This window comes from Nitrospirota bacterium (assembly GCA_037386965.1).
Taxonomy (GTDB): Bacteria; Nitrospirota; Thermodesulfovibrionia; order Thermodesulfovibrionales; family JdFR-86; genus JARRLN01.
Genome location: JARRLN010000003.1, coordinates 18,859 through 31,682, shown reverse-complemented (window position 1 = coordinate 31,682; position 12,824 = coordinate 18,859). Strand labels below are relative to the sequence as shown.

General features: G+C 65.7%; 17 protein-coding genes. All 17 read right to left on the bottom strand.

Annotation, left to right across the window (positions count from 1 at the left end):
• Positions 1-58: 58 nt before the first annotated feature.
• Positions 59-697 carry a thiamine phosphate synthase gene (gene thiE, locus P8Y39_01120; protein MEJ2190935.1) on the bottom strand — a complete coding sequence of 213 codons (639 nt, stop codon included), beginning with the start codon at positions 695-697 and terminating at the stop codon, positions 59-61.
• A 41-nt stretch (positions 698-738) separates the two neighbouring features.
• Entirely contained in the window at positions 739-2,094 is a 1,356-nt protein-coding gene (gene accC, locus P8Y39_01115) for an acetyl-CoA carboxylase biotin carboxylase subunit (protein MEJ2190934.1), read from the bottom strand.
• Positions 2,095-2,103: 9 nt separating this feature from the next.
• The gene (gene accB, locus P8Y39_01110; GenBank protein MEJ2190933.1) at positions 2,104-2,547 is read right to left on the bottom strand and encodes an acetyl-CoA carboxylase biotin carboxyl carrier protein; all 444 of its coding nucleotides are present in this window, start codon (positions 2,545-2,547) and stop codon (positions 2,104-2,106) included.
• Entirely contained in the window at positions 2,547-3,107 is a 561-nt protein-coding gene (gene efp / locus P8Y39_01105) for an elongation factor P (protein MEJ2190932.1), read from the bottom strand. The genes accB and efp overlap by 1 nt, the downstream gene beginning before the upstream one ends.
• A gap of 24 nt (positions 3,108-3,131) precedes the next feature.
• On the bottom strand, positions 3,132-4,169 hold the full coding sequence (locus P8Y39_01100; protein MEJ2190931.1) for an aminopeptidase P family protein: 1,038 nt from the start codon (positions 4,167-4,169) through the stop codon (positions 3,132-3,134).
• Positions 4,170-4,186: 17 nt separating this feature from the next.
• Entirely contained in the window at positions 4,187-4,621 is a 435-nt protein-coding gene (gene aroQ, locus P8Y39_01095) for a type II 3-dehydroquinate dehydratase (GenBank protein MEJ2190930.1), read from the bottom strand.
• A 34-nt stretch (positions 4,622-4,655) separates the two neighbouring features.
• Positions 4,656-4,862, bottom strand: a complete 207-nt coding sequence (locus P8Y39_01090; GenBank protein ID MEJ2190929.1) for a cation transporter — start codon at positions 4,860-4,862, stop codon at positions 4,656-4,658.
• Positions 4,863-4,969: 107 nt separating this feature from the next.
• Positions 4,970-6,409, bottom strand: a complete 1,440-nt coding sequence (locus P8Y39_01085; protein ID MEJ2190928.1) for a M48 family metalloprotease — start codon at positions 6,407-6,409, stop codon at positions 4,970-4,972.
• 47 nt (positions 6,410-6,456) lie between these two features.
• Entirely contained in the window at positions 6,457-6,813 is a 357-nt protein-coding gene (locus P8Y39_01080; GenBank protein ID MEJ2190927.1) for a hypothetical protein, read from the bottom strand.
• Positions 6,791-7,894 (bottom strand): tetratricopeptide repeat protein, encoded by a 1,104-nt coding sequence (locus P8Y39_01075; protein ID MEJ2190926.1) that lies wholly within the window; start codon positions 7,892-7,894, stop codon positions 6,791-6,793. Before P8Y39_01075 ends, P8Y39_01080 begins: the two co-directional genes overlap by 23 nt.
• 32 nt (positions 7,895-7,926) lie before the next feature.
• On the bottom strand, positions 7,927-9,108 hold the full coding sequence (gene coaBC, locus P8Y39_01070; protein MEJ2190925.1) for a bifunctional phosphopantothenoylcysteine decarboxylase/phosphopantothenate--cysteine ligase CoaBC: 1,182 nt from the start codon (positions 9,106-9,108) through the stop codon (positions 7,927-7,929).
• Positions 9,086-9,496, bottom strand: coding sequence for a DNA-directed RNA polymerase subunit omega (gene rpoZ, locus P8Y39_01065; protein ID MEJ2190924.1), 411 nt, complete (start codon positions 9,494-9,496; stop codon positions 9,086-9,088). The genes coaBC and rpoZ overlap by 23 nt, the downstream gene beginning before the upstream one ends.
• Before the next feature lie 7 nt (positions 9,497-9,503).
• Positions 9,504-10,148: a guanylate kinase gene (gene gmk, locus P8Y39_01060; GenBank protein ID MEJ2190923.1), complete on the bottom strand. Its 645-nt coding sequence runs from the start codon at positions 10,146-10,148 to the stop codon at positions 9,504-9,506.
• On the bottom strand, positions 10,141-10,416 hold the full coding sequence (locus P8Y39_01055; GenBank protein MEJ2190922.1) for a DUF370 domain-containing protein: 276 nt from the start codon (positions 10,414-10,416) through the stop codon (positions 10,141-10,143). Before P8Y39_01055 ends, gmk begins: the two co-directional genes overlap by 8 nt.
• A gap of 11 nt (positions 10,417-10,427) precedes the next feature.
• Entirely contained in the window at positions 10,428-11,267 is an 840-nt protein-coding gene (locus P8Y39_01050; GenBank protein MEJ2190921.1) for a YicC family protein, read from the bottom strand.
• A gap of 80 nt (positions 11,268-11,347) precedes the next feature.
• The gene (gene bioD, locus P8Y39_01045; protein MEJ2190920.1) at positions 11,348-12,061 is read right to left on the bottom strand and encodes a dethiobiotin synthase; all 714 of its coding nucleotides are present in this window, start codon (positions 12,059-12,061) and stop codon (positions 11,348-11,350) included.
• A gap of 3 nt (positions 12,062-12,064) precedes the next feature.
• The gene (locus tag P8Y39_01040; protein ID MEJ2190919.1) at positions 12,065-12,772 is read right to left on the bottom strand and encodes an SDR family oxidoreductase; all 708 of its coding nucleotides are present in this window, start codon (positions 12,770-12,772) and stop codon (positions 12,065-12,067) included.
• Between the last annotated feature and the right edge of the window lie 52 nt (positions 12,773-12,824).

Sequence of the window (12,824 nt, the reverse complement as noted above, 5' to 3'; positions counted from 1 at the left end):
GCCGGAAAATGACAAGTATTCCGGTCACAAAAAGAGATGCGGCGTAAAAAGGAAGAGACTACGAGCGGGCCCCGATGCGCCCGCCCCGGCCGGAGGGCTCCAGGCGGGACATGAAATCCACCACGTTCTGCCTGAGGTCCCCCGAAAGCAGGCCGGAGGCCACGGCCACGCCCTGCGCCCCCGAAGCCAGCACGCGGCTCACCGAGCGGGCGTCTATCCCTCCGATGGCCACGACCGGGATGTCCACCTCCCTGGTCACAGCCCGGATGACCCCGATGCCCCTGGCGGGGCCGGCGTCCTTTGTCCGCGTGTCGAAGACGGGCCCGAACCCGATATAGTCCGCCCCCTCCTGCTGGGCCCTCCGGGCTTCTTCCAGGGTGTGGGCTGAGACGCCGAGGATCATCTCCTCGCTGATGACCTTCCGGGCTTCCCTGGCGGGAAGGTCCGCCTGTCCCACGTGCACGCCGTCGGCCCCGACGGCGCGGGCGATGTCGGGATAATCGTTCATGATGAAGAAGGCCCCGAAATCGCCGGTGAGATTTCTCAGGGCGAGGGCGTTTCGGTACAGGGAGAGGCGGTCCTTCTTCTTCTCCCTGTACTGGACCCACCGGATGCCCGACATGAGGGCCATGCGCACCATCTCGACACAGGTAAGGGGACAGGCGTCGCGGTCCGTAATGAAACAGATGCCGCCCATGTAAAGGGGCCGGACCTTATGGCGTCGTGAGGCCATGGACATCAATGCCGGTGTGCGGGTTCAGTGCTCATGCGTTCCACAAACCTCGTATTAAAGTTACCACTTATGAAGTGTTCGTTGTCAAGTACCAGGCGGTGAAAGGGGATGGTAGTCTTGATGCCTTCCACCTGGAATTCCCCAAGGGCGCGCTTCATGCGCGCGATGGCCTCCGTGCGGTCGCGGCCATGGACGATGAGCTTGGCGATGAGGGAATCGTAGTGCGGAGGGACGGACCATCCCGCATAGGCCGCCGTATCCACGCGAACGCCCGGGCCTCCGGGGAGGTAGAGGAAGGTGATCTTCCCGGGAGAGGGGACGAACCTCTCCGGGTCCTCGGCGTTGATGCGGCACTCTATGGCATGGCCGGAGAGCCTGACCTGCGACTGCTTCACGCTCAGGGGCTCCCCGGCGGCCAGACGTATCTGTTCCTTGACGAGGTCCACGCCCGTGACGGCCTCCGTCACGGGATGCTCCACCTGAACGCGGGTGTTTATCTCCATGAAGTATGTCTCACCCTCCGGCCCCACGGCGAACTCCACGGTGCCCACGTTCCGGTAGTTGAAGGCCTTGGCTGCCTTGACCGCGAGGTCGCCCATCTTCCTCCTCATGCGCGGAGAGACGAAAGGCGACGGGGCCTCCTCCACCAGCTTCTGGTGCCTGCGCTGGATGGAGCAGTCCCGCTCGCCCAGGTGTATCACGTCCCCTTCGCCGTCGGCCGCAATCTGCACCTCGATGTGGCGGAGCTCGGTGATGTATTTCTCCATGTAAAGGTCCTTGGTCCCGAAGGCGCTCACCGCCTCGCGCTGGGCGAGGTGGAAGGCATTGGAAAGGTCCTCCGGGCCCGGGACAATCTTCATCCCCCGTCCTCCGCCTCCATGGGCGGCCTTGAGGATGACCGGAAAGCCAATCTTCTTGGCCAGCTTGAGGGCCGCCTCTTCGCCGGCCAGGACCCCTTCGCTGCCCGGGACCACGGGGACCCCGTTTTTCTTCAGGACCTCCCGGGCCTTGGACTTGTCCCCGCCCATGCGGATGTTGCGCGAGGTGGGCCCGATGAAGACAATGCCCGCCGAGGCGCACGTCTCGGCAAAGTGGGCGTTTTCCGAGAGAAAGCCGTAGCCCGGATGGATGGCGGAGGCGTCCGTCAGCTCGGCCGTGGTCAGGAGGGCGGGAATGTTCAGGTAGCTCTGCAGGGGGTCCGGCGGCCCGATGCAGACGGCCTCGTCGGCGAGCCGCACGTGCATGGATTCCTTGTCGCCGCTGGAATAGACGGCCACGGTGGGTATGCCCAGTTCCCGGCATGCCCGGATGACTCGAACCGCAATCTCGCCGCGGTTGGCTATCAGTATCTTCTTGAACATGCCCGGGGGTTAGGCCGGCTCGATGAGAAAGAGAGGCTCGCCGTACTCCACGGCCTGGGCGTTCTCCACCAGCCGGCTGACGATGACGCCGTCCACTTCGCTCTCGATCTCGTTCATGAGTTTCATGGCCTCGATGATGCAAACGACCTGCCCCTTGCGCACCTTGTCGCCCACCTCGACGAACGGCGAGGCCTCGGGGGAAGGCGCCCTGTAGAACGTGCCCACCAGCGGCGCGCTCACCGTCACCAGCCGCTCGGACTCCTCGGGAGGCCTTTCCTCTTTCCGGGCCGCTTCGGCCGCCTGAGCGGGGACGCCCGCCTGCGGCATCTCTATGGAGGCAAACATCTTCTCCCGCCGGAGCCGGATCCTCATGCCCTCCCTCTCCAGCTGAAGGTCGGTGATGTCCGTGTCCTTCAGGAGGTCCATCAGGCGCTTTATCTCGTCCAGATCCATTATTTAACCCTTTCGATGTACTCCCCCGTGCGTGTGTCCACCCTGATGGCGTCTCCCACCTCTATGTGAAACGGCACCTTCACCGAAGCCCCCGTCTCCAGCGTGGCGGGCTTGGAGCCCCCGGAGGCCGTATCGCCCTTGAATCCGGGCTCGGTCTCGGTGACCACGAGCTCCACAAAGGTCGGCGGCTCGATGGAGATGGGCCGGCCCTTGAAGTACAGGATGGCGACGGTGGTGTTTTCCTTCGTGAACTTCCGGGCCTCCCCGAACTGCTCCTCCGTCAGGGGCACCTGCTCGTAGGTTTCCGTGTCCATGAAATAATGGAGCCCGTCCTCCGCGTACAGGTACTGCATCTGCCGCTCTTCGAGCTCCGGGGTCTCGAACTTCTCTCCCGAGCGGAAGGTGTCCTCCAGAACCGCCCCCGTGATGAGGTTCTTCATGCGGGTCTTCACCAAAGCGCCGCCCCGGCCCATCTTGGAATGCTGAAAGTCCACGACCTCGAAGGGCTCGCCCTTGTAGAGGATCTTTGCACCTTTTCTGAACTCGGCCGTCGAAATCAAACCACCACCTCCGCGCCGTGCCTCCTAAAGTATCCGCAGCTCCACCGGAAGCGAGGTGAGCACCTCGCGGCCGTCCCTCCCCACCAGGACCATGTCTTCTATTCTAACACCCCCCAGCCCGGGAACATAGACGCCCGGCTCCACGGTGAAGACCATCCCCTCCCGCACCCTCCTGCGGGAGCGCCCGGAGATACGTGGGAGCTCATGGACCTCGAGGCCCACGCCGTGGCCCAGCGCATGCCCGAAGAACTCCGCGTAACCCGCATTTTTTATAACATCCCTCGCCTCCTTGTCAATCCGCGAGGCCCTCTCTTCGGCCTTGACCGCCGCGATTCCCCGGCGGTTGGCGTCGAGGACCAGGCGGTAGAGCTCCTCTTTCGGGGCGGTGTCCTTCCCCCTCAGCAGCACGGTGCGCGTCATGTCGGAGCAATATCCGTCGGCCTCCCCGCCCCAATCGATGACCACGAGGTCGCCGGGAGCGAGTTTCCGGGAGCCGGGCGCCCAGTGGGGCTTGGCGGAGTTCGGCCCGGAGGCCACGATGGCGTCGAAGGGCACCCGCCGCGAGCCATGAAGCCTCAGATGGTCCTCAAGCCTCAGGGCCAGGGCCCTCTCCACCGCGCCGGGCCTTACGTGGGGCAGAAGCTCCTCGAAGGCCGCCTCCGCCCGGCGCACGGCCTCGCGGATGTGTCTCATCTCCTCTTCGTCCTTGCGCATGCGGAGCTTCTCCACCACGCCCTTGCATGCCCGGAGTGCAATTCCGCTCTTCTCGAGCGAACGGTAAAACTCGTAGCTTATCGAGGACTCCACCCCCAGGGAGCGAACCCCGCGCCGCCTGGCCAGCGCGCGCACCGCCTGCTCGGGGGCCCGCTTCTCGACAAGGACGGTGAAGGCCGGGTCCACCTGCTCCCGGGCCTGAAGAGCGTACCGGGAGTCCGTGACGAACAGCCTTTCCCCCGGCGTGACGAGGAGGAAGCCCGAGGAGCCCGTAAACCCGCTCAGATAGCGGACGTTGGGCATCCGTGTGACCAGGAAGGCGTCCACCTTCCCGGGGAGGCGCCGCATGGCTGAAAGGCGCCCCTTCATTCTCCGGGCTGAAGGTACGTCCTGGCTGCCCTGAGGGCCAGAAGATAGCTCTCCACCCCGAAGCCACTTATCTGCCCCAGGGCGACCCCGGCTATGTAGGAGACCCGGCGGAACTCCTCCCGCCGGTGGATGTTGGACAGATGCACCTCGATGGCGGGCTTCCCGGCGGCGGCGATGGCGTCACGAAGGGCTACGCTCGTGTGGGTGTAAGCCGCGGGGTTGATAACGAGGAACGCATAGTCCTGCTTCTGGATGCGGCTGACCATGGCGCCTTCGTCGTTGCTCTGGAAGATGGAGACCTCCAGGTCCAGGTCGGCTGCAAGGGCCCGTATCTGCTCGTCTATTTCCTCCAGCGTCCGGGAGCCGTAGACTTCGGGCTCCCTCGCCCCGAGCATGTTCAGGTTCGGACCATGGATGACGAGGACTCTCACCCTCCCCCTTCCTGCGTTCGAGGAGAATACGGACTCAGGACTTGCTGACCTTGTAGCCGGCCTTCTCGACGGCCATCTCCAGGTCGGCGCGCGATATCTTCTTCTCGTCGAAGGCGACCTCCGCGGTGCCGATTTCCACCTTCGATGAAGAAACGCCGTCCAGGCCCTCCAGGGCCTGCTTGACCCGCATGACGCAATGCTGGCAACTCATGCCCTCTATCTTCAGCGTGGCTTGGGCCATACGGCACCTCCTTTGGCCTCATTTTATGCGGAAAGTCCGGGAAAAGCAAGCACGGCGAGCACTTAGGGGCGGAGGCCTCACGCCGCGGCATCCCCCGCCGGGCAGGGTCAGGAAGGGGTCATGCCCAGGGCGGCGAGCCTTTCCCGGGCCAGTGCGCCCATGTCGTTCTCCGGCGCCACTTCGAGCTGCCTCTGGTAGGACTGCACGGCCTCGCGGAGACGTCCGGTGCTCTCGTAGCAGAGGCCCAGCATCCCGTGGACCTCCGGATGGCGGGGATAGGCCGAGGCGAAGCTCTCCAGGTAGGGGAGGGCCTCCCGGTACTGGCCGAGCTTGAAGTGGCTCTTCCCCATGCCCAGCACCGTGCCTGCATGCGCGGGGAAAAGCTTGAGGCTCTTGTCGAAATGCACCAGGGCGTCCCGGTAGCGCCCCTGGCTCATGGCAACCAGGCCCAGCCCGTAGACCGACGGCTGATAGTCGGGGTACAGGGCGAGCGCCCGCTCGAAGTATCCCCGCGCCTTCTCCGGGCTGTCGCGCTTGAGCATGAGCATGCCGTAAAGGTTATGGAAGGGAGCCTGCCCCTCCATTGTTGCCAGGGCTTTCTTGAGCTCCGCTTCGGCCTCCCGGAGCTTCCCCTCGCCGTAGTACTTCACCGCACGGTCGTAGGGGGCGTAGGCCTGGTGGACCTCGCGCAAGGAGCGCGTTTTCTCGATGAAACGCTCCCGGCCGGTGCCTCCCTGGGGAGCCGTGACCTGGTAGGGGGGAAGGTCGCCTATCATGTCCCGGATTTCTTCCTTGCGGACCGATTCCCGGGGGTGGGTGGAAAAAAGCGCCTCGATAATGGTGCCCTCCCGTCTCTTCTCGCCGATGCGGTGCAGGTAGTCGTCCACGGCAACCATGAGCCGCTCATGGGCCTGCACCGCCTGACGGGGGTCATAGCCCAACTCCGCCATGTAGCGCACGCCCAGGCGGTCCGCCTGAAGCTCCTGGTCGCGGCTGAACTTCAGAAGCAGGAGGCTGCTGCCCAGGGCCCCCACGCCCAGCACCACGTCCCTGGTCCCGGAGTCGGCAAGCACCGCTCCGCCCAGGACCAGGCCCAGTTGCTGAAGCGTGCGCCGCGTGAGGGCCTTGGCGGTGTGGCGGGCCGCCACGTGCCCCACCTCGTGGCCCATGACGGCGACGAACTGGGCCTCGTTGTCAAACTCCGCCAGGAGCCCGCGGGTTATGGCCACATAGCCCGGCAGGGCGAAGGCGTTGGGGACGGAGGTGTTCAGGGTGGCAAAACGGAAGGGCAGGTCGGGACGCTCCGAGTTCTCCCATATGCGCCTGACGATGGGCTCCAGGTAGCGCTGAAGCTCCTCGTCCCGGTACCGGCCCCCGTAGCCCCAGGTGAGGCTGGGTGCGGCCTCCTTGCCCAGCTGTATCTCTTGCTGCTGGGAGACCAGCATGAGCTCCGGCTTGCCCGTCACCGGGCTTATGGCGCAGGAGGAAAGGACGAGAAACGCTGCACAGGCGCAGGCCGCGCGGAAAAGGACGGAGAGCGGTCTCATGCATAGATTTTGAAGGAAAAAGAATCGGAGCGCAAGCCCGGAGAGGCCTAAAACTCGCTTTCTATCCGCGGGACCAGGCCCCGCAGGACGAAGCGGCCCTTCCCGTAGTTGCCGTGGGGCAAGACCACCAGGGCCAGGTAGTACTCCCGGTTTATCTTCCGCATGATAATGCCGCAAAGGTCGGAGACGACGGAAAACTCCTTGGCTTCTCCCAGGCCCAGGCTCTCAGCGGCGGAGGCGATGTCGCGCATCATCTGGGAGGCCTCGGCAGAAAGGTCCTCGAGGTTGATGATCTTGTGCTGTGTGTACTCCTCCACCGTCATGCCGTCGATGCCGATAATCATGGCCGAGACGGCCCCGTCCACCCGCTCAACGGATTCTCTAAGTATTTCCGAGAAACTCATCCCGCCTCTTCTTTATCCCGTCGAGAAAGCCAGAGAGCCTCTCCTCGAGGACCTCGTCCTCCTTGCCGGTCATCTTGAGGAGCCACTTCAGCTCCTGGAGCCTCTCCCGCGCCCGTGGGTTGTCGGGCTCACCAGAAAGGAGCTCGCCGTAGAGGTCCATGGCCTTGCCGTAGTCCTCGGTGCGGACGGCTTCGTCGGCCCGCCCCAGAAGCACGTCCGCCTCGGAAGGCGGCCCCGCCGGGGCCTCATGGGGCGGGGGCTCCTCCTCCACCGCCGGCCCCTTCATGTCCTGAAACTCTTTTTCCAGCTCCTCAAGAGAGACCGTCTCCTGAACCTGGACTTCCGGAGGACTCATCTCCTCCTCCATGCCCGGGACTTCCTCTTCCGGGGGCGCCATCTCCTCCCCCATGCCAGGAGCTTCCTCTTCCGGGGGCCCGGCCCCCTCCTCCGGCTCGGGAAATTCCAGTTCGAAAGCCTCTCTTTCCCGAAGGCCCTCTCCCTCCTCTTCTTCGCCCTTCTCGCTCAGGGAAAGAATGAATTCCTCGTCGCCTAACTCGGCCTCTTCCTCGGCCTCTCCGGCAGGAGCACCCATGCCCAGGGGCTCCTCGGCGCCCAGGTACTCCTCTTCCTCCTCGCCCAGGGACTCGAAGACGGCCTCTTCCCCGGGCGGGGTCCCTTCCCCGAGCTCCTCGGCCTTCACCCCCTCCAGAAACTGGCATGTCTCCTCGTCCCCGGGGTTCAGCTCGAGGACTTTCCGAGCCTGCTCGACCGCCCGGGGAAGGTCGCCCAGCTCCCGGTAGATATCCAGGAGCTTCTTGCACGCGAAGATGTTGTCCGGAACCGCCGCAACCACGTGCTCCAGCTCTTCCCGGGCCTCTTTCAGCATGTTCTGCTGCAGATATATCTTGGCCAGGGCCACCCTGGCGCTCATGTACCCGGGCTGCCTCTCTATGCCGGCCCTCAGCGTCTCTATGGCGCCCTCCAGGTCTCCGGCCTTGCGGTACTCCTCGGCCAGGGGGACAAAGAGCGCGGAGGACGGGTCCTTGTCTACTTTTTCCTTCAGCTTCTCGATGTTGTCCATGCGACTGATTTTTTACAATGCGGCGAGAAAAGTCAACCCCTTGCCCCACAAACCCCGTCCAGGATTGCCTCGGCAACTTCCTCCTTGCTCATCAGGGGGTATTCGCGCCGGGCGCCGCCCTGGACGATTGTCACTTTGTTGGTGTCGGAGTCAAAGCCCGAGCCGGGCTGGCTGACGTCGTTGAAGACGACCATGTCGACGTTCTTCTTCTGGAGCTTCTCGCTGGCCCGCCCGAGGCCCGGACCGGTCTCGGCGGCAAACCCCACGACGAAGGGCCTGCGCCCCATGGCCCCCACTTCCGCCAAAATGTCTGGAGCAGGGGCCAGCTCGATGCGGCGCAGCGTCTCCTTGGGGAGCTTTGTCCCGGAGGTGACCGTGGGGACAAAATCGGCCACGGCCGCCGCCATCACCAGGACGTCAGCATCCACGGTCTCCTCCAGCACGGCCTCTCGCATCTGGCTCGCGCTCTCCACGCGGACAAGGGCCACCGCGGGAGGCGGCGCAAGGACGGAAGGGCCGCTGACGAGCGTGACGTCCGCCCCCCTTCGCCGGGCCGCGGCGGCCACGGCGTATCCCATCTTGCCCGAGGACCGGTTGCTGATGAAGCGCACGGGGTCTATGTGCTCGCGGGTGGGCCCGGCGGTGACCACGACGCGCTTTCCGGCCAGGTCCTTTTTCGAAAGCGCCGTCTTTACGGCCTCCAGGATGGCCGGGATGCCGGCCATCCTGCCCTTGCCCTCCTCCGCGCAGGCCAAGGCGCCCTCCTCCGGAGGGACCTCCAGCACGCCCCGCTCGGCCAGGACGGCCAGGTTGCGGCGGACGGCGGGGTTTTCGTACATCCGCCAGTTCATGGCCGGAGCCACGACGACCTTCCCGGTAAAGGACAGATAGGACGCGCTCAGCAGGTCCCCCGCCCAGCCCGAGGCCAGTTTGGCCAGGGTGTGGGCCGAGGCCGGGGCCACCAGCAGGAGGTCCGCCTGGCGGGGAAGGGAGATGTGGGCCATGGGCTCCCCGAACATGTCGGTCCCGGGCGGGCAGCCCGAGGCCGCCTCCACCAGAAGCGGGGTTATGAAACGACGAGAGGCATCGGTCATTACCACGGCGACCGATGCCCCCTCGTCCTTGAGCCGTCTTATCAGGTCTATGGCCTTATAAGCCGCAACGCTGCCCGTGATGCCGTGAAGGATTTTTCTATCCCTCAGACGTCTCCTCATCTTCTTCCTGTTTTCTCTCGGCGAACAGGTCCTCGAGCCCCTGCCTGTCGGCCTCTTCCCGTTCCGTGAGATAGACCTTCAGGTCGCGCTCCAGCTCCGAGAGGTCCTCGGGCATGACCTCCTTCCTCTTCTCTTCGAGGAAGCGCTTGTAGTCGAACTTCCGCGCCTTCTCGTTGGCCGCCCGGGCCTCCTCGCCCACCAGGAACTCCAGCTTCCCTTCGATGGTCTCCTCCAGGGCCGTGGTGGTGAACTTGGTGTAGCGGGTATCCACCCGGGGGCGCGCCCCGAAGGCAAGCTCCTTGGCCCGCTGCGCCGCGATGGCCACCAGGCGGAACCGGCTGTCGATTTTCTCCTTGTCGATCTCGATAGGGAGAGAGACGATGTCCATGTATCCCTTACTCCTCCTGCCTGAAAAAATTCTCTTCCACCCACGCGGGGTCGAGGTCCTCGACCCTGAGGCGCCGGGCCAGTATGACGGACTCCAGCTCCCCGACGGCCTTCTCGAGGACGTCATTTACTATAACATAATCATAAAGGGCGTACTCCCTCACCTCCTCGAGCGCCCGCCGGAGGCGCTCCCGGACGACGGACTCCGGGTCGGTCCCCCGGCCCGAGAGCCGCTCGGCCAAGGCCTCCATGGAGGGGGGCAGGACGAAGACGTAGACGGCCTCGCCGTAAAAGTCCCGCATCTGGCGGGCCCCCTGCACATCGATGTCGTGGATGACGTCGTAGCCGGCCCGGAGCATCTCCTCCAGCGCCCTCCTGGGCGTGCCGTAGAGGTTGCCGTGCACGCGGGCCCACTCGGCGAAGTCCCCGGCCTCCACCATGCGCTGAAACTCCTCCTCGTCCACAAAGACGTAGTCCACGCCGTCCACCTCCCCCGCGCGGGGCTTCCGGGTGGCGTAGGAGACGGCAAAGCGGAGGTCCGGCCGGCGGGCAAGGAGCTCCCGGCAAAGGGTGGTCTTTCCCGCCCCCGAAGGGGCCGAGACCACGAAGAGGTGGCCTCCGGCCGTCTTCCTCGGCTGCGGGGCCTCACTCACCGTCCGGGGACCTGCCCTCCACGAAGCGCTGCGTAATCGTCTCCGGCTGAAGAGAGCTCAGAATGACGTGGCTGCTGTCGGTGACGATGATGGAGCGCGTGCGGCGCCCCTCCGTGGCGTCAACCAGCTTCCCCCGCTCCCGGGCGTCGTCCCTCAGTCTCTTCATGGGCGCGCCGGAGGGGGCCACCACGGCCACCACGCGCGAAGCAGCCACCACGTTGCCAAAGCCGATGTTGACAAGCACTCTGCCCACGTCGCCCTTCTTCATGCACCTTCTCCCTACTGGATGTTCTGCACCTGTTCGCGGGTGCGCTCTATCTCCGCCTTCATATCGACAACCAGCCTCAAGACCCGGGCGTCTCCTGCCTTGGAGGCGACGGTGTTGGCTTCGCGGTGCATCTCCTGAAGGAGAAAATCCAGCCTCCGGCCTATTGTACCACCCTCCCGGAGGATTGTCCGCATCTGGGCGATGTGGCTCGAAAGGCGCGCCACCTCTTCGGCGAAATCTCCCTTCTCGGCCAGGGCGGAGGCCTCCTGGAGCAGACGGGCCTCGTCCACCCGGGCCGTGGAGTTCAGAAGCTCCCGGAGAGAGGCCGATGCCCTCTCCCTCTCCTTCTGGCGGACCTCCGGCGCGAGGGCCTTGACCGCCTCGTTCAGCCCCTCCAGGGCGTCCAGGCGCCCCAGGGCCTCCGCCGCGAGGGCCTTGCCCTCCCTCAGGCGCATCTCTTCCAGTTCGCCCGCGGCCTCCTGCACCGCCTCGAAAAGGACCTTTTCGTCATAGACCGCCTCTTCCGTGAGGAAGAACTCCTTCCACTGAAGGAGCGTGTCCATCGTTATCTCGCCCTCCACCAGAAACTCGTCCCTGAGCTCGCGGAGGGCGGCCAGAAGCCTCTCCACCATGGGTTTGTTTACGTGGAAGACGAGGGGGCCCTCTCCGGCAAAGGAGACATAGACGTCGAACTTCCCCCGGCTGAACCGCTTCTTCAGCCGCTCCCTGACGGCCATCTCGTGCCGGGCGAGATGCGGGGGCAGCTTCGTGAAGCACTCCATGAACCGGTGGTTCAGGGAGCGAATCTCGACGCGAAACCCCCCGTGTTCGGCCGCTCCAAACCCCGTCATACTCTGTACCATGAGAACACTATAGAGAACTCACGGAATTTAGTCAAAGCCCCCGGGGGCCAGGGGCGGAGCGCGCCGGGTCAGACGGCGCGGAGGTGTTTTTCCACGGCACCCAGGTCGAGGGCCTCCCGCGCCCCTTGCGCCAGGCTCCGGGCGGAGAGGTCGGCAAGGAAGGGGAAAACCCCCAGGAGAGGCACCGGAAGAAGCCTCCTCAGGGCGGCGGGGTTTGTCTCCTCGGCCAGCGTGCCCCCGGGCGCGCGGTGCAGGCAAAGGACGACGCCCGCCACGCTCAGGCCGGCCCCGAGGGCGTGCTCCACGGTAAGCAGGGTGTGGTTGAGGGTTCCAAGGAAGGCAGAGGCTACCACCAGGAGAGGAAAGCCCGCCTCCCGGGCCATGTCGGCCACCGAGAAGCCCGGCGCCACGGGGACCAGAAGCCCGCCCACGCCTTCCACCACGAGGGCGTCGTGGCGGGCGGCAAGCTCCCTGACGGCCCGCATCAGGCTGCCCTGCTCTATGGTGCGGCCCTCAAGCTCCGCCGCCACCAGGGGGGCCAGGGGATGGGCGAACCTCAGCGGACAGATGGCCGAGAGGGGCTCCTCCCCGCCGGAGGCCTCCCGGAGCATGGCGCCGTCGGCAGGCTCAAGCTCCGGGCCCCTCCTCAGGCACCCCGTCTCCACGGGCTTCATTCCCACGACGTCCAGGCCCCTCTCCCTGAAGGCCCCGACCAGGGCGGAGGCTACGACGGTCTTGCCCACGCCGGTATCCGTGCCCGTGACGAACAGCCCCCGCGCCATTCCCTACGGCCTCGAGTCCAGGGAGAAGACCTGGCCTGTTATGCCCTCGGTGCCCGCGAGCCAGGCGACGAAGGAGGCCGCCTCGCCGGGGTCGGCAAGCCGCCCCAGAAGGCTTTCCCTCCGTGCGCGCTTCACCGCCCCGGGCCGGGAGCGCCCCATGTCGGTGGCCATGTAGCCCGGAAGCACCGCGTTCACCCTGATATTGTCCCCGGCAAGCTCCCTGGCCGCAGATGCCGTAAGCCCGAGCAGGGCCGCCTTGGAAACGCTGTAGGCCGCCTGCCCCGCACCTCCCCGGAAGGCCGCGCGGGAGGAGACGTTCACGACATGCCCTCCGCCGCTCAGGGCCATGAGGGGGGAGAGCAGCTTCGTGGTGTGAAAGCATCCGGCAAGGTTGGTCCTCATGACCTGGTCCCAGTCCTCCTCCCCGAGGGCCAGAAGGAGCGCGTCCCGCACGATGCCGGCGTTGTTGACGAGGACATCGAGCCTCCCCCAGCGCTCCTCGAGAAGGCCGGCCATCCCGGAGACCTCGGCGGCGCTGCCCACGTCGCCCCGGATACTCAGGCCCTCCGGGAGCTCCGCCGCCACCCGGCGGGCCGCCTCCTCGTCCCGGCGATAATTGACCGCCACCCGATAGCCCGCCCCGGCCAGGGCGCGCGCCACGTGGGCGCCAAGGCCCCGGGAGGCGCCGGTGACGAGAGCGACTTTCCGCATGGGACTTTACTATTGCATTCCGCCCGGTCCGTGTCAAGCCGGAAGCCGGCGA

Bases quoted from the DNA above. Each gene is read 5' to 3' on its own strand.
- thiE (MEJ2190935.1), bottom strand. From the start codon at position 697: ATGGGCGGCATCTGTTTCATTACGGACCGCGACGCCTGTCCCCTTACC.
- accC (MEJ2190934.1), bottom strand. From the start codon at position 2,094: ATGTTCAAGAAGATACTGATAGCCAACCGCGGCGAGATTGCGGTTCGA.
- accB (MEJ2190933.1), bottom strand. From the start codon at position 2,547: ATGGATCTGGACGAGATAAAGCGCCTGATGGACCTCCTGAAGGACACG.
- P8Y39_01100 (MEJ2190931.1), bottom strand. From the start codon at position 4,169: ATGCGGCGCCTCCCCGGGAAGGTGGACGCCTTCCTGGTCACACGGATG.
- P8Y39_01090 (MEJ2190929.1), bottom strand. From the start codon at position 4,862: ATGGCCCAAGCCACGCTGAAGATAGAGGGCATGAGTTGCCAGCATTGC.
- P8Y39_01085 (MEJ2190928.1), bottom strand. From the start codon at position 6,409: ATGAGACCGCTCTCCGTCCTTTTCCGCGCGGCCTGCGCCTGTGCAGCG.
- P8Y39_01080 (MEJ2190927.1), bottom strand. From the start codon at position 6,813: ATGAGTTTCTCGGAAATACTTAGAGAATCCGTTGAGCGGGTGGACGGG.
- P8Y39_01075 (MEJ2190926.1), bottom strand. From the start codon at position 7,894: ATGGACAACATCGAGAAGCTGAAGGAAAAAGTAGACAAGGACCCGTCC.
- coaBC (MEJ2190925.1), bottom strand. From the start codon at position 9,108: ATGAGGAGACGTCTGAGGGATAGAAAAATCCTTCACGGCATCACGGGC.
- rpoZ (MEJ2190924.1), bottom strand. From the start codon at position 9,496: ATGGACATCGTCTCTCTCCCTATCGAGATCGACAAGGAGAAAATCGAC.
- P8Y39_01055 (MEJ2190922.1), bottom strand. From the start codon at position 10,416: ATGAAGAAGGGCGACGTGGGCAGAGTGCTTGTCAACATCGGCTTTGGC.
- P8Y39_01050 (MEJ2190921.1), bottom strand. From the start codon at position 11,267: ATGACGGGGTTTGGAGCGGCCGAACACGGGGGGTTTCGCGTCGAGATT.
- bioD (MEJ2190920.1), bottom strand. From the start codon at position 12,061: ATGGCGCGGGGGCTGTTCGTCACGGGCACGGATACCGGCGTGGGCAAG.
- P8Y39_01040 (MEJ2190919.1), bottom strand. From the start codon at position 12,772: ATGCGGAAAGTCGCTCTCGTCACCGGCGCCTCCCGGGGCCTTGGCGCC.